At 72.0% G+C, this 17,119-nt stretch carries 14 protein-coding genes; 10 read left to right on the forward strand and 4 right to left on the reverse strand.

Annotated features, from left to right (window positions below; translation table 11 throughout):
• Positions 1–111 precede the first annotated feature (111 nt).
• The 4 genes from hutU to hutI all read left to right on the forward strand — a co-directional run bounded on the left by hutU (position 112) and on the right by hutI (position 5,841).
• Positions 112–1,776, forward strand: a complete 1,665-nt coding sequence (gene hutU / locus ACLZN2_RS16345) for a urocanate hydratase (RefSeq protein WP_416979184.1) — start codon at positions 112–114, stop codon at positions 1,774–1,776.
• A 230-nt stretch (positions 1,777–2,006) separates the two neighbouring features.
• The gene (locus ACLZN2_RS16350; RefSeq protein WP_416979239.1) at positions 2,007–3,209 is read left to right on the forward strand and encodes an allantoate amidohydrolase; all 1,203 of its coding nucleotides are present in this window, start codon (positions 2,007–2,009) and stop codon (positions 3,207–3,209) included.
• On the forward strand, positions 3,206–4,555 hold the full coding sequence (locus tag ACLZN2_RS16355) for a formimidoylglutamate deiminase (RefSeq protein ID WP_416979185.1): 1,350 nt from the start codon (positions 3,206–3,208) through the stop codon (positions 4,553–4,555). The genes ACLZN2_RS16350 and ACLZN2_RS16355 overlap by 4 nt, the downstream gene beginning before the upstream one ends.
• The gene (gene hutI / locus ACLZN2_RS16360; protein WP_416979186.1) at positions 4,552–5,841 is read left to right on the forward strand and encodes an imidazolonepropionase; all 1,290 of its coding nucleotides are present in this window, start codon (positions 4,552–4,554) and stop codon (positions 5,839–5,841) included. The genes ACLZN2_RS16355 and hutI overlap by 4 nt, the downstream gene beginning before the upstream one ends.
• A gap of 46 nt (positions 5,842–5,887) precedes the next feature.
• Here the strand turns inward: hutI and ACLZN2_RS16365 are convergent, their stop codons facing one another.
• The 3 genes from ACLZN2_RS16365 to ACLZN2_RS16375 all read right to left on the reverse strand — a co-directional run bounded on the left by ACLZN2_RS16365 (position 5,888) and on the right by ACLZN2_RS16375 (position 9,676).
• On the reverse strand, positions 5,888–6,838 hold the full coding sequence (locus tag ACLZN2_RS16365; RefSeq protein ID WP_416979187.1) for a hypothetical protein: 951 nt from the start codon (positions 6,836–6,838) through the stop codon (positions 5,888–5,890).
• Positions 6,839–7,038: 200 nt separating this feature from the next.
• Positions 7,039–8,589, reverse strand: coding sequence for a ricin-type beta-trefoil lectin domain protein (locus tag ACLZN2_RS16370; protein ID WP_416979188.1), 1,551 nt, complete (start codon positions 8,587–8,589; stop codon positions 7,039–7,041).
• A gap of 157 nt (positions 8,590–8,746) precedes the next feature.
• Positions 8,747–9,676: an RNA polymerase sigma factor SigF gene (locus ACLZN2_RS16375; protein ID WP_416979189.1), complete on the reverse strand. Its 930-nt coding sequence runs from the start codon at positions 9,674–9,676 to the stop codon at positions 8,747–8,749.
• A 307-nt stretch (positions 9,677–9,983) separates the two neighbouring features.
• Between ACLZN2_RS16375 and ACLZN2_RS16380 the strand changes: the two genes are divergently transcribed.
• The 6 genes from ACLZN2_RS16380 to ACLZN2_RS16405 all read left to right on the forward strand — a co-directional run bounded on the left by ACLZN2_RS16380 (position 9,984) and on the right by ACLZN2_RS16405 (position 15,445).
• Positions 9,984–10,361, forward strand: a complete 378-nt coding sequence (locus tag ACLZN2_RS16380) for an STAS domain-containing protein (protein WP_416979190.1) — start codon at positions 9,984–9,986, stop codon at positions 10,359–10,361.
• A 244-nt stretch (positions 10,362–10,605) separates the two neighbouring features.
• The gene (locus ACLZN2_RS16385; RefSeq protein WP_416979191.1) at positions 10,606–11,100 is read left to right on the forward strand and encodes an ATP-binding protein; all 495 of its coding nucleotides are present in this window, start codon (positions 10,606–10,608) and stop codon (positions 11,098–11,100) included.
• A gap of 288 nt (positions 11,101–11,388) precedes the next feature.
• Positions 11,389–12,066: an LPXTG cell wall anchor domain-containing protein gene (locus tag ACLZN2_RS16390; RefSeq protein ID WP_416979192.1), complete on the forward strand. Its 678-nt coding sequence runs from the start codon at positions 11,389–11,391 to the stop codon at positions 12,064–12,066.
• A 37-nt stretch (positions 12,067–12,103) separates the two neighbouring features.
• Positions 12,104–12,982 carry a hypothetical protein gene (locus ACLZN2_RS16395; RefSeq protein WP_416979193.1) on the forward strand — a complete coding sequence of 293 codons (879 nt, stop codon included), beginning with the start codon at positions 12,104–12,106 and terminating at the stop codon, positions 12,980–12,982.
• Complete coding sequence (locus ACLZN2_RS16400; RefSeq protein ID WP_416979194.1) at positions 12,979–14,133, forward strand: hypothetical protein; 1,155 nt, start codon at positions 12,979–12,981, stop codon at positions 14,131–14,133. Before ACLZN2_RS16395 ends, ACLZN2_RS16400 begins: the two co-directional genes overlap by 4 nt.
• A 61-nt stretch (positions 14,134–14,194) precedes the next feature.
• Positions 14,195–15,445, forward strand: coding sequence for a hypothetical protein (locus tag ACLZN2_RS16405; RefSeq protein WP_416979240.1), 1,251 nt, complete (start codon positions 14,195–14,197; stop codon positions 15,443–15,445).
• 58 nt (positions 15,446–15,503) lie between these two features.
• Here ACLZN2_RS16405 and ACLZN2_RS16410 read toward each other — a convergent pair whose 3' ends face one another.
• The gene (locus ACLZN2_RS16410) at positions 15,504–17,000 is read right to left on the reverse strand and encodes an oligopeptide:H+ symporter (RefSeq protein WP_416979195.1); all 1,497 of its coding nucleotides are present in this window, start codon (positions 16,998–17,000) and stop codon (positions 15,504–15,506) included.
• Positions 17,001–17,119: the final 119 nt, after the last annotated feature.

The following is a 17,119-nucleotide window of genomic DNA, read 5'->3' on the forward strand; positions in this document are numbered from 1 at the left end:
GGTGCCGCCGCATGGACGCCTGCCGTATTGACTAGCTCTATTCAGGGGTTCAGGATGTGAATAGAGAGAGCAACAGTCCGTCGGGACGAACCATCCGCAAGGAGGCAGACCATGTCAGGACCCCGCCCCGTACGAGCGCCACGCGGTACGGAACTGAGCGCCCTGGGATGGCAGCAGGAAGCCGCCCTGCGGATGCTGCAGAACAACCTCGACCCCGAGGTCGCCGAACACCCCGACAAGCTCGTCGTCTACGGCGGCACCGGCAAGGCGGCCCGCGACTGGCGCTCCTTCGACGCCATGGTGCGGACGCTGAAAGGGCTGAAGCAGGACGAGACGATGCTCGTCCAGTCCGGCCGCCCCGTCGGCGTCATGCAGACCCACGAGTGGGCCCCGCGCGTCCTCATCGCCAACTCCAACCTTGTCGGCGACTGGGCCAACTGGGAGGAGTTCCGCCGCCTGGAGGCCCTCGGCCTGACCATGTACGGCCAGATGACCGCCGGTTCCTGGATCTACATCGGCACCCAGGGCATCCTCCAGGGCACCTACGAGACCTTCGCCGCCGTCGCCGCGAAGAAGTTCGGCGGCACCCTCGCCGGGACCATCACCCTCACCGCCGGCCTCGGCGGCATGGGCGGGGCCCAGCCCCTCGCCGTCACCATGAACGATGGTGTCGCGATCTGCGTCGACTGCGACCCGCGCGCCATCGAGCGCCGCATCGAGCACCGCTACCTGGACGTCAGGGCCGACTCCCTCGACCATGCCCTCCAGCTGGCCGTCGAGGCCCGTGACGCCCGCCGCCCCCTGTCCATCGGCGTCCTCGGCAACGCCGCCGACCTGGTCCCGCAGCTCCTCGCGATGGGCGCCCCCATCGACATCGTCACCGACCAGACCTCCGCCCACGACCCGCTGGCGTACCTGCCGGTCGGGGTGGCCTTCGAGGACATGGCGGACGCGGCCGCCAAGGACCCGGCCGGCTTCACCACGCGTGCGCGTGAGTCGATGGCCCGCCATGTGGAGGCCATGGTCGGCTTCATGGACGCCGGCGCGGAGGTCTTCGACTACGGCAACTCGATCCGTGGCGAGGCACAACTGGCCGGCTACGAGCGGGCGTTCGCCTTCCCCGGCTTCGTCCCCGCCTACATCCGCCCCCTGTTCTGCGAGGGCAAGGGCCCCTTCCGCTGGGCGGCCCTGTCCGGCGACCCCGCCGACATCGCCAAGACCGACAAGGCGATCCTCGACCTCTTCCCCGAGAACGAGTCCCTCGCCCGCTGGATCAAGATGGCGGGGGAGAGGGTCCACTTCCAGGGCCTGCCCGCCCGGATCTGCTGGCTCGGCTACGGCGAGCGCGACAAGGCCGGCGAGCGCTTCAACGACATGGTGGCGAGCGGCGAGCTGGCGGCCCCGCTGGCCATCGGCCGCGACCACCTCGACTGCGGCTCCGTCGCCTCCCCGTACCGCGAGACCGAGGCCATGCTCGACGGCTCCGACGCGATCGCCGACTGGCCGCTGCTCAACGCCATGGTGAACGTGGCCTCCGGCGCTTCCTGGGTCTCCCTCCACCACGGCGGCGGCGTCGGCATGGGCCGCTCCATCCACGCCGGTCAGGTGACGGTCGCCGACGGCACGAAGCTCGGCGGCGAGAAGATCCGCCGCGTCCTGACCAACGACCCCGGCATGGGCGTCATCCGCCATGTCGACGCCGGCTACGACATCGCGGAGACCGTCGCCGACGAGCGGGGCGTGCGGGTGCCGATGCGGGAGGGTGACGACGCGTGAGCCGAAGCGAGGACTCTCCGGTGGGGGCTGAGCTCTCGTCGCCGGGTGCGGGTTCGGCTGTGCCCACCCGTTCCGCCCTGCGGAACGACTGCCCACAGCCTGGTTCGGCTGTGCCCACCGGTTCCGCGCTGGGGAAGGACTGCCCACAGCCTGGTTCGGCTGTGCCCACCGGTTCCGCGCTGGGGAAGGACTGCTGGCAGCCTGTACCGGCTGCGGCCTCCTTCCAGGAGATGTGGCGTGAGCTGCTTCCCTTCGGGCGGCACTCCGATTCCGGCGGGTACCGCCGGTTCGCATGGACGCCCGCCGACGCCGACTGCCGGGCCTGGTTCAAGGGCCAGGCCGAGGCGCGCGGACTCGCCTACGAGGTGGACCGGAACGGGAACCAGTGGGCGTGGCTCGGCGATCCGGCCGCCGGGGACGCCGTCGTCACCGGGTCGCATCTCGACTCCGTGCCGGACGGCGGGGCCTTCGACGGGCCGCTCGGGGTGGTGTCGTCCTTCGCCGCGCTCGACGAACTCCGTGCCAGAGAGGTCGAGTTCGCCAAGCCGCTCGCCATCGTCAACTTCGGTGACGAGGAAGGCGCCCGCTTCGGTCTCGCCTGCGTCGGCTCCCGGCTCACCGCCGGACAGCTCACCGTGGAGCAGGCGCACCGGCTCACCGACGGCGACGGGATCACTCTCCCGCAGGCCATGGAGGCCGCCGGGTACGACTCCGAGGCCATCGGCCCCGACCCGGAGCGGCTGGCCCGCATCGGCGCGTTCGTCGAGTTGCACGTCGAACAGGGCCGCGCGCTGGACCTGTCCGGCGACCCGGTCGGCATCGCCAGCGCCATCTGGCCGCACGGCCGCTGGCGGTTCGACTTCCGCGGCGAGGCCAACCACGCCGGCACCACCCGGCTCGTCGACCGTCACGACCCGATGCTGTCGTACGCCGAGACGGTCCTCGCCGCCCGCCGCGAGGCCGAACTCGCCGGTGCCGTCGCCACCTTCGGCAAGATCTCCGTCGAGCCGAACGGGGTCAACGCCGTCCCCTCCCTGGTGCGCGGCTGGCTCGACTCCCGCGCCGAGGACCAGGCCACCCTCGACACCGTCGTCGGCGGTGTGGAGAAGGCGGCCCGCGCCTACGCCGAGGCACACGGCGTCGACCTCGACGTGGTCCGTGAGTCCTTCACCCCGGTCGTCGAGTTCGACCACGCCCTGCGCGACGAACTCGCCCGCATCCTCGGCCAGGACACCGACCTCAAGGTCCCCGTCCTCGGCACGGGCGCCGGACACGACGCCGGGATCCTCTCCGGACGCGTCCCGACCGCCATGCTGTTCGTGCGCAACCCCACGGGCGTCTCGCACTCCCCGGCCGAGTTCGCCGCCGAGGACGACTGCGTGGCCGGGGTGCACGCCCTCGCCGACGTACTGGAAGGACTGGTCCGCAGGTGACCTCCACGCAGCGGACACGGACCTACTGGCTGGAGCACGCCTGGCTCGACCCGCAGGTGGAGCCGGGCGTCGCCCTCGACGTCACGGACGGCCGCGTCACCGCCGTCCGCAAGGGCGTCGACGCCCCGCCCCCGGGCGCCGAGATCCTGCGCGGCCTCACCCTCCCCGGCCTGGCGAACGCCCACTCGCACGCCTTCCACCGCGCCCTGCGCGGTACCGTCCAGGTCGGCTCCGGCACCTTCTGGACCTGGCGCGAGATCATGTACTCCGTCGCGGACCGGCTGACCCCCGACACCTACCACGCCCTCGCGCGCGCGGTGTACGCCGAGATGGCGCTGGCCGGGATCACCGCCGTGGGCGAGTTCCACTATGTGCACCACGCCCCCGGCGGCACCCCGTACGCCGACCCCAACGCGATGGGCGAGGCCCTGATCGAGGCCGCCGCCGAAGCCGGTATCCGCATCACCCTCCTCGACACCGCCTACCTTTCCTCCGGCTTCGGACAGCCCCCCAACGCCCATCAGCTCCGCTTCTCCGACGGCGGCGCGGACACCTGGGCCGAACGCTGTTCACTTCTCAAGGAACGGGATCACGCACGGATCGGAGCCGCGATCCACTCCGTACGGGCCGTGCCGGCCGACCAGTTGGCGACCGTGGCGGCCTGGGCCGAGGAGCGCGGGGCGCCACTGCACGTCCATCTCTCCGAGCAGACCGCCGAGAACGAGGCCTGCCTCGAGGTCCACGGCTGCACCCCGACCCAGCTCCTCGCCCTGCACGGTGTCCTCGGCCCGCGCACCACCGGCGTCCACAACACCCACCTCACCGCGGAGGACATCTCCCTCCTCGGCGGCAGCGGCACGGGTACGTGCATGTGCCCCACGACCGAGCGGGACCTCGCGGACGGCATCGGGCCGGCCGTCGCCCTCCAGAACGAGGGCTCACCGCTCTCCCTCGGCTCCGACAGCCACGCCGTGATCGACCTCCTGGAGGAGGCCCGCGCGATGGAACTGAACGAGCGCCTGCGCACCCGCACCCGCGGTCACTGGACGGCGGCGGCCCTCCTGCGGGCAGCCTCGGCCGACGGCCACGCGGCCCTCGGCAGGGACGACGCGGGCACCCTGGAACCCGGTGCGCTCGCGGACTTCACGACGATCGCACTCGACTCGGTCAGAACGGCAGGGCCGCTTCCGCGGCTCGGGGCCGAGACCGCCGTATTCGCTGCGTCGGCAGCAGACGTGTCGCATACGGTCGTGGGTGGCCGGCACGTCGTACGGGACGGGGCTCACACTCTCGTACCGGATGTGCCGAAAGCCCTCGCGGACGCCGTCGCAGCCCTGCGGGGATGACCTCCGGCCGCCCACCCGAGCGGCCCGCCTCCGCTCCCGAAGCCGACCCCACCGCCGACCAGGCCAGCAAGGACGCCATGAGCAACGCGACGACCGTCAGCCCCGCCCACTCCGCGAGCACCGCAAGCACGCTCATCACCAACATCGCCGCCCTGGTCACCAACGACCCCTCCCTCGAATCCCCCCTCGGACTGATCCACAACGCGGCCGTCGTCATCGAGGGCGACCGCGTCGTGTGGACCGGTGACTCAAGCAAAGCACCCGCCACTGACAATCGGGTCGACGCCGACGGCCGGGCGGCCCTCCCCGGCTTCGTCGACTCCCACTCCCACCTCGTCTTCGCGGGCGACCGCACCGAGGAGTTCAACGCCCGGATGTCCGGCCGCGGCTACACGGCGGGCGGCATCCGCACCACGGTCGCCGCCACCCGCGCCGCGAGCGACGAGGAACTCGAGGCGAACCTCACCCGTTACCTCTCCGAGGCCCTCCACCAGGGCACGACCACCTTCGAGACCAAGTCCGGCTACGGCCTGACGGTCGCCGACGAGGCCCGCGCCCTGCGCATCGCCGCACTGCACACCGACGAGGTCACCTATCTCGGCGCCCACATCGTCTCCCCCGACTTCGCCGACGACCCGGCCGCGTACGTGGCCCTGGTCACCGGCGAGATGCTCGACGCCTGCGCGCCGTACGCCCGCTGGATCGACGTCTTCTGCGAGAAGGGCGCCTTCGACGGCGACCAGGCCCGCGCGATCCTCACCGCAGGCAGGGAGAAGGGCATGCACCCCCGCATCCACGCCAACCAGCTCTCCCACGGCCCCGGAGTCCAACTCGCCGTCGAACTCGACGCGGCGAGCGCCGACCACTGCACCCACCTCACGGACGCGGACGTGGACGCCCTGGCCAACAGCCGGACCGTCGCCACCCTCCTCCCCGGCGCCGAGTTCTCGACCCGCGCCCAGTGGCCGAACGCCCGCCGCCTCCTGGACGCGGGCGTGACGGTGGCCCTGTCGACGGACTGCAACCCGGGCTCGTCCTTCACCTCCTCCCTCCCCTTCTGCATCGCCCTGGCCGTACGGGACATGGGCATGACCCCGGACGAGGCCGTCTGGTCGGCGACAGCCGGCGGCGCGGCGGCCCTCCGCCGCACCGATGTAGGCCGCCTCACCCCCGGCGCCTACGCCGACCTGACCCTCCTCGACGCCCCGAGCCACGTCCACCTGGCCTACCGGCCGGGGGTGCCGCTGGTGTCGGGCGTGTGGCGGAGGGGCGTACGGGTGGTCTGAGGGCGTACGGGTGGTCTGAGGGGCGCGCGACTCGGGCCGGGCGACCCTACGGCCGCCCGGTCGCGCGGTCGAAGATCTCGCGCAACCAGGGCTGACGTACGGCGGGGAGCCGGGCCAGCGTGTCGAGGAACACGCGTGAGTCGGGGTCGAACAGGCGGTACGGGCGCAGCGGCAGTGGATCGTCGCGCAGGACACCACTGGGCATGCCACCGGTCACCGGAATCGGCGGCACCTGCTCCTGCGGGAGGGCGAGGTGCATCCAGACGTCGGCGGAGAGGGGAACGACGGCAGCCGCGGTTCCGGAGGGCGGTGACCAGGTGTCGCCGGTCTGCGGATGGACCGGAACGAGGAGGATGTCGGCGTCGGGACGGGTGAGCGTCGGCCCGCCGAGGGCGAGCCGTTTCACCGGAGGCCCCTTGGGGAGATGGGCGTCCAGCGCACGGCCGAAGAGGTCGGTGAGAAGCCCGTCGGGCAGGCCGACGGGAGCACCGCCCGAGGCCACCAGCAGATGGGCGAGCGCCGCACCGACGGCCGCTTCCCACTTCGGGTGCCAGTACCCGAGCTGCTCTATGGGCGGAGTACTCCGCCGCTCGCTCACGAGGGTGTCCCAGTCGTCCGGCCGTGTATCCGGCCCGTCGTCGGGAAGCCGTCGTACGGCGTCGGGGGCGAGCCACACCGCCTGCCACAGCGAGCAGTCGTCGACGCGGGTCGCCACCGCCTGCCCGCAGCGGGTGCACGCCAGGTTCGGTCCGTCGCGCCCGTCGAGGCCCAGGCAGTAGCCGTCGAGCCGCCCGGGGATGAGAGCCATGCCGCGACTGTCCCCCGGGGCGAGGACCACGGCCCCCGCCGCACCGAAGGAAAGACCGTGGCCGACGCGCGCGAACACCCCCCGTGCTTCCGCCTCGTCCTCCCCGATCTCGCTCCACGGCTTCCGCGGCCACCCGGACGGCTCGGGTTCGACGGCGTACGTCCCCGGTTCCATGAGCGGCGGAAGCATGTCGTGCCCGTACGTCCAGTGCGCGTGCGGGGGGAAGCGCGACCTGCGAGACAGACGCTGTCAGTACGGCATCACACCGCGCGCACACGAATACGGCCAATGCATCCCCTTCCCCGGACGCGCGGATTCTCGCAGCGCGGGGGACGGGGGCCAACTGCTTTTCGTTTAGCGTGAGTTGCTCTGTACACACGCGGGCGGGGTCACTGCGCCCCCGCCCGCCATCGCTGGTCCCCGTCCCCGTCCCCGGCCCCGTCCAGCGGCTCCAGGGACACCCCGCCGCCCGGGTCCGCCGTCAGCCCCGTCAGGAGCGCGATCTTCGGGCGGATCGTCCCGTCGGTGTCCACCGTGAAGCGGAGGTTGTCGCCGTTGCGTCCTTCCACCGAGGCGCACTGCCAGACGCCGACCCCGTTGTCCACGGAGCCCCGGCTGTCCAGGCAGAAGTCGGTGTCGGCGGCCGACTGGAGGACTCCGCGGTCGGCGTCCACCCGCCAGCGCTGACTCGGGGAGGACGAGCAGGGGACCGTCACCACGTCCGTGCCGTTGTCGAAGTCGCCCGCCACCTCCAGGCAGCGGCCCGTGGCGACGTTCACGACCTGGGCGTACGTCCCGCCCGGCGCCCGTGTCGGAGAGGGGGACGGGGTCGGTTTCGGCGGTGTGCTGGTACGTGAAGGGGAGGGACTCGCGCTCGGCGACGGGGACTTGGTGCTCGGGGTGGGGGTGGGCGCAGGCGCCGACACCGTCGTCGTCACCGTCACCTGAGGGGCCGTCGACGGGGCTGCCACGGCCGCACCCGTCGGGGCCTCCGTGTCGTCCGAGGGGATGAGGGCCAGCCACAGGGGTGTCAGCGCCACGACTGCCACTGCCGAGGCCAGGAGCAACCGGCGGCGCGGGAGTCGTCGTACCGGCGCCGTCGCCCCAGCAGTCGGCTCCCGCTCCCGTTCCTCCCTCACGTACGCCGTCCCGGCCCACGGCAACAACCCCTCCGCGAGCGCCGTGCGCGGCGCGTCCCGCAGCGCGCGCTGTTCCTCGTACGCCGTCGCGCAGTGCGGGCAGTGCGCCCGGTGGGCCTCCAGGTCGGGGCTGCGCCGGGCGCCCTCCGGTCGTACGGCCTCCTCGATCAGCCGCCGGAAGTCCCCGCAGCGGGGGTCGTCCGACGCGGCCAGGCGCCGGCGCAGAGCGGTGTGAGCCAGGGTGTGCAGGGCGGAAGCCGTTCCGTACGTCACGTCCTCGGGGGTCAGGCCGAGGAGTACGGCGACGCGGGCCGGCTCCTCCCGCTCCACCACCGCGTACCAGATCAGGCCCTGCGCGCGGGGCGGGAGGGAGTGGAAGGCGGTCAGCAGGGGAGGGAATGGGCCGCCAGGGGCCGGAGCCGTGTTGAGGACCAGGAGCAGGCCCGCGTCCAGGCCGCTCGCCCGGTCGTCCCCCGCCCAGTCCGCCGCCACCCGTCCCGCCCGCAGCAGAAGCCGGTGCCGCCAGGCGCCGCCCGGTTCGCTGCCGCGCGCGGTCTCGCGGGCCGTGAGGGTGAACGCCTCCGCCGCCAGTCGACGCGCGGCCGGCTCGCTCGTCGTACAGAGGCGGGCGTAGGCCAGGACGGCGGGTTCGTGGCGGGTGCGGAGGGCGCGCAGCGCCGGGTAGGCCCGGGCGGGCGCGCCGCGCAGCAGGTCCGTCAGGCGGGCGTCGGAGTCACCGGAAGCATCGGGGTCACCGGACGCGGTCGGATCCCCGCCGCTCTCTCCATCCGCACGGACCACGATCCGCCTCCTCGCCGTTGCTGACGTACTGGTCAGTCTGGGGTGGGGGTGACCCTAGTGGCGAGAGGGGGGTCGTGGGGAGGTTTCCGGGGGTAAGGGGAAGGGCCGCGGCGTGGTCGCGGCCCTTCGTGAGGGGGCCGCCCCCGGCGAGGGCGGACTACTCCTCGACCGTCAGGCCCTTCCGCAGTCGCACCAGCGTCCGCGACAGCAGCCGTGACACATGCATCTGTGAGATCCCCAGCTCGTCGCCGATCTCCGACTGGGTCATGCCCGCGACGAAGCGGAGGGAGAGGATCTGGCGTTCGCGCGGCGGGAGTTCGGCGATCATGGGCTTCAACGACTCGACGTACTCGATGCCTTCGAGCCCATGGTCCTCGTAGCCGATGCGGTCGGCGAGGGCGCCCTCCGCGTCGTCCTCCTCGGGCTGGGCGTCCAGGGAGGACGCCGTGTAGGCGTTGGCGGCCGCCATACCCTCCACGACCTCGTCGTTCGTGATGCCGAGACGTTCCGCCAGCTCTGCCACGGTGGGGGAGCGGTCCAGCTTCTGGGCGAGTTCGTCGCCCGCCTTGGCCAGGTCGAGCCGCAGCTCCTGGAGCCGGCGCGGGACGCGCACGGACCACGACGTGTCACGGAAGAAACGCTTGATCTCGCCGACGATCGTCGGCATCGCGAAGGTGGGGAACTCGACGCCCCGGGACAGTTCGAACCGGTCGATCGCCTTGATCAGGCCGATCGTGCCGACCTGGACGATGTCCTCCATCGGCTCGCTGCGCGAGCGGAAGCGGGAGGCGGCGAACTTCACGAGCGCGAGGTTCAGTTCGACGAGTGTGTTGCGGACGTACGAGAATGCGGGCGTGCCCTCCTCGAGGGACTCCAGCCGCTCGAACAACGTCTTGGACAGGGCCCGTGCGTCGACGGCGCCGATCCGTCCGATCTCCTCCTGCGGGGGGATCAGCTCGTCGTACGGAGGGGTCTCGTCGGGGCGACGGGGCCCGGGGAGCTCCGCGATGGGATCCGGATGTTCCTGTACCGGTGAGGGTGTCGACGTCGCAGTCGGGGTACGCGATGCGTCGAGCCGCGGTGACATGATGTCCTCCATCGTTCTCGGCATAAGGCTGCCGAAGCCAGTGAGCGCACTACGGTGTGCGGCGCCTCCAATGCCGGCCGTGTCGGTTGCGTGTTCCTTACTAGCCCTATCGGCTCCACCGAGCCATCCGCAAGTGTGAATTGGTGGCTTATGTCCGTTTGTGCGTGATTGTTCGAGTGTTGGGGCGCGTGACGAAGGCGTAGTGTTCGAGGGCGGCCGGCAGGGAATTCAGCAGGCTGTCGGCAGGTAATCGCCAGGTAATCACCAGGTAATCACCAAGCGGTGAGCGAACCCGGGAGAGAGACGCATGGACCGCGGGACGGTCGGCAGCGCACAGTCGGGCCGGCTTCTGGTCGAGGTGCGGGAAGAGGGCGCCAGTGCCGTCGTGACTCCCGTGGGTGAGTTGGATCACGACACCGCCGATCTGTTGCGTGAACCACTCGAGGACTGCCTCTCCAGGGGGTTCAGCAGGCTGGTCGTGGACTGCTCACGGCTGGAGTTCTGCGACTCCACCGGGCTGAACGTCCTGCTCGGCGCCCGGCTGAAGGCGGAGGCGGCCGGGGGCGGGGTCCATCTGGCGGGGATGCAGTCCGTGGTGGCCCGGGTCTTCCAGATCACCGGGGCGGACACGGTCTTCACCGTGCACGACACCCTCGCGTCAGCGCTCGCCGACGAGGACGGCTGAGACGGCCGGGAGCGGCCGACGCGGCCCGGGGTGGCCGAAGATCTCCGCCCTGCCGCGCGCGATGTGAACGGGGGGTGTTCCGTCGGTTCCGCCGGGCAGGAGACATCCTGGACCTGAACATGTCGGCGGCACGGTCGAAGGAATCGCCGACGCGCCACGTACTGAACTCCGTACGGCATTCCGTGCTGAAGTGAATGTTGAATTGTGAACCGGAGAACCGGTGAATCGGTGAGGTGAAGCGCTGATGAGCACCACCCGGCCCTACTCGCCGGGCGACCGCGGTCCGGAGCAGGAGCCGGAGGCCGGCGGCGCTTCCGGGGCGTCTGCGGGTCGCCAGGTCCGCGGGCTGAGCTTCGACGGCGTCAGCGGCGTCGTCCCGGCGGCCCGCGACTTCGCCCGGCAGGCGCTGTACGCGTGGGGCTGGCTGCCCGCGGCCACCGCGGACCAGCGGGCCGCCGCGGAGGATGTGCTGCTCGTCGTCTCCGAACTGGTCACCAACGCCTGTCTGCACGCCGAGGGGCCGGAGCGGATGGTCCTGGGCTGCGACAGGAAGGTGATCCGCGTCGAGGTCTCCGACCGCGGCACCGGCCAGCCGGCCCCCCGCACCCCGCACCGCGCGGGCCGCCCCGGCGGCCACGGCATGTTCATCGTCCAGCGCCTCTGCCTCGACTGGGGCGTCGTCCGCACGCCGGGCCTGGCCGGCAAGACGGTCTGGGCGGAACTGGGCGCCCCGGCCTGAGGGCCGCCCGGAGTTCCCCGGCCTGAGGCGCGCCCCGAGCTCCCGTGCCTGAGGCGCGCCCCGAGCTCCCGTGCCTGAGGTGCGCCCCCAGTTCCCCTCGGGGCCCACCGAGCTTCCTCTCGGGGCCCACCGAGCTTCCCCTCGGGGTCCACCGGGCTCCCTTCGGATCGCCACAACTCCACCCCACCCCTTCTCTTCCCTCCTCAACCTGCCCGGCGTACCTTGACGACTCGATCTGATGGCTCGTCAGGAAATGGCCGGCTGGCGACTGGCAGGAATGAGGGGACCGTGTCGAACCGGAAGCGAAGCGCCGCGCTCGCGACTGCCGCGGCACTGGCCGGGGCGGCGGTGTGGGCGTCGGCCCCCGTGGCCACGGCCGAGGTCGTCGACGTCAACTACTCCTGCAAGACGCCCATCGGCGACAAGAGCGCCGTCTCGCCGATCGACATCAAGGGCGTCAAGAGCGGCAGCGGCTACAAGATCACCATGTCCTGGCAGAAGGGCGTCTCCTCCAGCCCCGTCGAACTCGGCGCGGGCTCGATGAAGCCGAGCGCCACCATCAAGCTGGGCGGTGCCGACAGCGGCACGATGACCGTCACCGGCGCCGCCAACCAGGCCGCGATCCCCGAGAACACCCCCATCAAGATCAACGACCTGAGCGGCACGTACACCCCGAAGGAGACCGGCAAGGTCACCTTCACGGCAGGGATCCTCACCATCAAGGCGCTCGGTACGACCACCACCTGCACTCCCACCAACAGCCCCGGCCCCTCCCTCACCCTCGACGTGACCGCGTCGGGCGGCGGAAGCGGAGGGAGCAGCAGTGACGGGGGGAGCGGCGACGAACTCCCGCAGACCGGGCCCGAGGACTCGGCGATCGCCCTCGGCACCCTCGGCGGAACCGTCCTGCTCGCCGGTGCGGCAGGCGTCCTGTGGCTGACCCGGCGGAACCAGCAGCCCCGCTGACCGCCGTCACGCCCACCCCTCGCCACCGGAGCCGCCGATGCCGTACGCACGCACCGCCCGTGCCACCCGTGCCGCCCGGGCCCTGCTGCTGATCCTGCCCCTGCCCCTGCCCCTGTCGCTGCCCCTGCTCGTGGCCGCCGCTCCTGCCGCTCCTGCCGCTGCCGCCACCGCCGGCGGCGGCTGGTCGGCCGCGCCCTCCGGTGGCGGACGGCCCTCCTTCTACGCGGAGGGCGCACCCGGCGTGGTGCTCCAGGACACGGTCGCCGTCACCAACCGGGGCACCCGGCCGCTCACCGTACGTCTGCGCGGCACCGGCCTCGGCGGTCTCCCGCTGGCCTTCGCCGAGACGGCCGTGGAGGTACCCGCCCGTACCCGGGCCGAGGTGCCGTTCACGGTGAAGCTCCCGGCGGACACGCCCCCGGGCGCCCGCTCCGGTGCGATCGTCGTACGGGCGTCCACGGGACGGCAGTTCACCGTGCCGCTGCTGGTGCGGGTCGGCGGCCCGGCGCTGTCCGCGCTGACCGTCGAGCACGTGGCCGTGCACGGTGACCGGATCACGTACGAGCTGGTCAACCGGGGGACGACGGACCTCGTCCCCCGGCTCGCGGTGCGCGCGGACGGTGTCCTCGGCACCGTACTGGAGCGCGCCCCGCGCACCCTGCCCGTCCGGCTGCCGCCGGGCCGCCGGCTGCGGCTCGACGAGCCGTGGCCCGACCGCCCCGCCCTGGACGCGGTGACCGTGCGCCTCACGGTCACCGCCCCCGGCGCCGCACGCGCCACCGGCGACGCCGAGGCGAGGTTCGTGCCGTGGGACGCGGCAGGCGCGGCCGCGGGCGCGCTGTCCGTGGGGGCGGGGGCCCTGGCGGTCGTACGACGTCGTAGGCGCGAGGCCGATGCGAGGGGGACGGATACGTGAACGGCAGACTCCGGGCCTCCGCACCGGTCCTTCTCGCTCTCCTCCTGTCCCTGTCCCTGCTCCTGCTCCCCTTCCCGCTCACGGGCACGGCGACGGCGGCCGGCAAACCCACCGTCACCCTCTCCACAGCCCAGGCCGGAACCGGCGCCTCACTCACCGTCAGCGGCGGCGGCTGGCGGCCGCGCACCCTGCTGATGCTGCTGATCTGCGGTCAGGCCACCCCGGCCCGAGGGGTGATCGGCGGCACCAACTCCTGCGCCAACGCCGACGGCCGTGCCGTCACCACCGACGGCGAGGGCCGCTTCACCCGCGCGCTCCCGGTGGCCGAGCCGCCCGTGCCCTGCCCCTGCGTGGTGCACGTGGCCACCGCGACCGGCACGAAGACGCAGACCGACGTCGTCTTCGAGGTGGCCGGGCACGCCGTCGAACCGCTGCCCGCCGAGCCGTCCACGGGACGGCTCGCGATCCTCACGGACACCCGCCTCGAAGGGTCCAGCGGGCTGCTCACCTGGTTCGGCGCGCCGCCCTCCCGCACGCTCGTCCTCACCGTCGGCAACCTCGGCACCACCACCGTGAAGGACCCGGTGTTCCAGGTCGGCACCGCGCACGGGGTGTTCGCCCCGCAGTGGGACGAGCGGCAGTGGCGCGGCACGATCGCGCCCGGCGGGAAGGCGCGCGTGAAGCTGCCCGTCGAACTCTCCGCGGGCGCCCACGGCGACTACACCGTCTCCCTGAAGTACGGCGGCAAGGTCCTCGCGGAGCAGCCGTGGGGCGTGGGCCGGCCCTGGGGCGTGACCCTGTTCTGGATCCTGCTCTGCCTGGTGGTGCCGGCGGCGGTTTTCCGGATCGGGATGGCGGTGGTGGACCGGGTACGGCCACGGACCCGCCAGGGACGACGCCGAACGCCTCGTGCGCACCGACTCGGCCGACACGGACCCGACCGACACGGACGCGACCGACACGGACCCGAGGGGCAGGGACCCGACGGCTACGGCGCCGAGGACCCCTCACCGGTCCCGGCCAGTACCTCCGCGACCCTGCCGTGGTTCACGCCGGACACGAGTCCGGCCACGGCGGGCCGGCTCTCCGCACCGCACGACGACCACCCGACGAGTCCTCGACTCCCGGCAGGAAGGGAACCAAGTGAGTGAGAGAGCCGTACCACCCCCGCGCGGGGCCGGACGGAGGAGCGCGGCGGCGGGCGCCGCCGTCCTGCTCGCCGGGGCCGCCGCGCTGCTCGGCGTGACCGCGGGGCAGGCCCAGGCCGCCGAGGTCTCCTACGCCACCCACTGTGTGCCGCCCTCGGGTGTGGGCCTGCCGGAGATCGACGGCACGACCAAGGTCGACATCACCGCACCGGCCACGGCGAAGGTCGGCGACACCGTCGACGTCGTCTGGAAGTTCACTCAGGCCGCGTCGAAGAACCCCGACATCATCGACCTGCCCGCGAACTCGGTCCAGCCGTCCGGCACCCTGAAGGCGGCCGGCGCACAGAGCACGGACATCGCGATGACCGGCCCGCGTGAGAACCCGGCGATCCCCAAGGGCGGCGACATGGTGCTGTCCGACATGAAGGGCACACTGAAGCTGACGGCGGCGGGCCAGGTGACGTTGACGCCGGACGCGTACGTCGTCAACGCGCTGGGGACGAACACCACCTGCACCCCGTCGGAGACGGTCCAGTCGGCCGCGACGATCACGGTGACGGCGGGGGACGGCAGTTCGAGCGCGTCGCCCGACCCGTCGGGGAGCGGGAGCCAGTCCCCGTCGGCCAGCGCATCCGCCAGTGCGTCCGCCGGCACATCCGAATCGCCCAGCGCGTCGGCGAGCGCGACCGGTGACGCCGACGGCCAGACCGACTTCACCGGCAAGGTCGTGGACATCCCCTACACGTGCGACTCTCCGCTCGGGGTGAAGAAGGCGACCTCTCCGATCCAGATCAACGCCAAGAAGGACGGCGGGAGTTACGACCTCACCGTGCAGTTCAAGAAGTCGGTGATGGACAGCCCGATCGACATCCCGGCCGGCAAGGTGAAGCCGACCATGCAGGTCGTGCTGGGCGGCGCCGACTCGGGCTCGGTGAAGGTGGAGGGCCCGCTGAACGCCGAGGCGATCCCGCAGGGCGACCCGATCGAGATCCCGGACCTGGTGGGCACCTACAAGCCCGGCGCGACCGGCGAGTCCACGCTCTCCCCGGGCGTCCTCACCATCGAGGCCATGGGCACGACCACCACCTGCACCCCCGACAGCACGGCCGTCTCCCTCACCCTCGACACCGACGAACAGGCGAGCGGAGCCTCCGGCGGTTCATCCTCGTCGAGTACGTCGACCAGCGGCGGCCTCGCGGAAACGGGCGCCGAGAACCACGCCTCCCTGAAGGCCCTGGGCCTGGTGGCCGGCACGGCAGTCCTCCTGGGCGCGGCGGTCTTCACCTTCATGCCGGGAAGAAGGCATGTGCGGTAGAGCAGTACAAGAGGGCCACCCCGTTCAAAGAACGAGGTGGCCCTCAGTCAGAAGACGATCAGTGAACGTCCCCCATGAGCTCCCGAACCCTCTTCCGGTACATCCACACAGCCGCACCGGCGATCACCGCAAGCGCCGCCTGCAGACCGACGATCCCCGTCCTGTTCAGGTCGACCCCGGCGATGGACAGCAGCCCCGTGGTCGCGTCACCCGCGGTGACCGCGAGGAACCAGACACCCATCATCTGCGAGGCGTACTTCGCGGGCGCCATCTTCGTGGTGACCGACAGACCCACGGGCGACAGCGTCAGCTCACCCACGGTCTGGACGAAGTAGATGGCCACCAGCCACATCGCGGCCGCCTTGTGACCGCCGTCGGCGATCGCCAGCGGGGCGAGGAAGAGGAAGAAGGACGCGCCGATCAGGACCAGGCCCATCGCGAACTTCACCGCGGTGCTCGGCTCCTTGCCGCGCCGTGCCAGCGCCAGCCAGGCCCAGGCGAAGACCGGCGCCAGCGCCATGATCATGACCGGGTTGACCGACTGGTACCAGGAGACCGGGAACTCCCAGCCGAAGACCGTGTTGTCGGCGGAGGAGTCCGCGAACAGGGACACGGTCGAACCGCCCTGGTCGTAGATCATCCAGAACACGGCCGCGGCCACGAAGAACCAGATGTACGCGGACATCTTCGACTGCTCGGCGCGGTCGAGGTCCTTGTCCCGCTTGATGCGGCCGATGACCATGACCGGGATGACCAGACCGGCGACGGTGATCGGCACCAGCAGCCAGTTCAGGGTGTAGTGGCCGGTGACGACGACGACCGTGTAGAAGACGGCGGCGACGGCGGCCCACAGACCGGCCTTGCGCAGGGTCGCGGACTTCTCGGCGGCGGTCATCGGGGTCGGCACGACGTCCGAGCGGGAGCTCAGGTGACGGCTGCCGAGCAGGAACTGGACGAGGCCGAGCGCCATACCGAGGGCGGCGAGGGCGAAGCCCAGGTGCCAGTTGACGTTCTCGCCGACGGTGCCGATGACCAACGGGGCGGCGAAGGCGCCGAGGTTGATGCCGATGTAGAAGACGGTGAAGCCACCGTCGCGGCGCGGGTCGTCCGGGCCCTCGTAGAGGTGGCCGACCATGGTGGAGATGTTGGCCTTCAGCAGACCGGAGCCGACCGCGACGAGCCCGAGGCCCGCGTAGAAGGTGCCGGCGCTCGGCAGGGCCAGGGTGAGGTGGCCGAGCATGATGATCGCGCCGGCGACGGCGACGGTCTTGCGGGGGCCGAGGACGCGGTCCGCGAACCAGCCGCCGGGGAGGGCGAGCAGGTACACGAGCGACAGGTACACCGAGTAGATCGCGGTCGCGGTGGCCGCGCTCAGGTGCAGGCCGCCCGGGGCCACCAGGTACAGCGGGAGCAGGGCCTTCATGCCGTAGTAGGAGAAACGCTCCCACATCTCGGTCATGAAGAGGGTGGCCAGTCCGCGGGGGTGGCCGAAGAAGGTCTTCCCGGAGCCGGGGGTGCCCGGACGGACCGAGTCCTTCGTCAGGCTGGACGCCATGGTCGTTCCTTGCTGGTCGGGACGCGCTGCTCGAGCGGCCCTCGGGGAGTCCGCCCCGGATCGCGGGGCGGTGGACGGCGACCACCGGGATCCACGCCTCTACGCGCGTCGCGTGAGCA

It is taken from the genome of Streptomyces sp. T028, assembly GCF_048159505.1.
In the GTDB taxonomy this organism is placed as follows: Bacteria; Actinomycetota; Actinomycetes; order Streptomycetales; family Streptomycetaceae; genus Streptomyces.

What these genes read in the sequence shown, in the direction of transcription:
- ACLZN2_RS16375 (WP_416979189.1), bottom strand. Translation starts at nt 9,676, where the DNA reads ATGTCACCGCGGCTCGACGCATCGCGTACCCCGACTGCGACGTCGACA.
- ACLZN2_RS16385 (WP_416979191.1), top strand. Translation starts at nt 10,606, where the DNA reads ATGAGCACCACCCGGCCCTACTCGCCGGGCGACCGCGGTCCGGAGCAG.
- hutI (WP_416979186.1), top strand. Translation starts at nt 4,552, where the DNA reads ATGACCTCCGGCCGCCCACCCGAGCGGCCCGCCTCCGCTCCCGAAGCC.
- hutU (WP_416979184.1), top strand. Translation starts at nt 112, where the DNA reads ATGTCAGGACCCCGCCCCGTACGAGCGCCACGCGGTACGGAACTGAGC.
- ACLZN2_RS16365 (WP_416979187.1), bottom strand. Translation starts at nt 6,838, where the DNA reads ATGCTTCCGCCGCTCATGGAACCGGGGACGTACGCCGTCGAACCCGAG.
- ACLZN2_RS16380 (WP_416979190.1), top strand. Translation starts at nt 9,984, where the DNA reads ATGGACCGCGGGACGGTCGGCAGCGCACAGTCGGGCCGGCTTCTGGTC.
- ACLZN2_RS16410 (WP_416979195.1), bottom strand. Translation starts at nt 17,000, where the DNA reads ATGGCGTCCAGCCTGACGAAGGACTCGGTCCGTCCGGGCACCCCCGGC.
- ACLZN2_RS16395 (WP_416979193.1), top strand. Translation starts at nt 12,104, where the DNA reads ATGCCGTACGCACGCACCGCCCGTGCCACCCGTGCCGCCCGGGCCCTG.
- ACLZN2_RS16350 (WP_416979239.1), top strand. Translation starts at nt 2,007, where the DNA reads ATGTGGCGTGAGCTGCTTCCCTTCGGGCGGCACTCCGATTCCGGCGGG.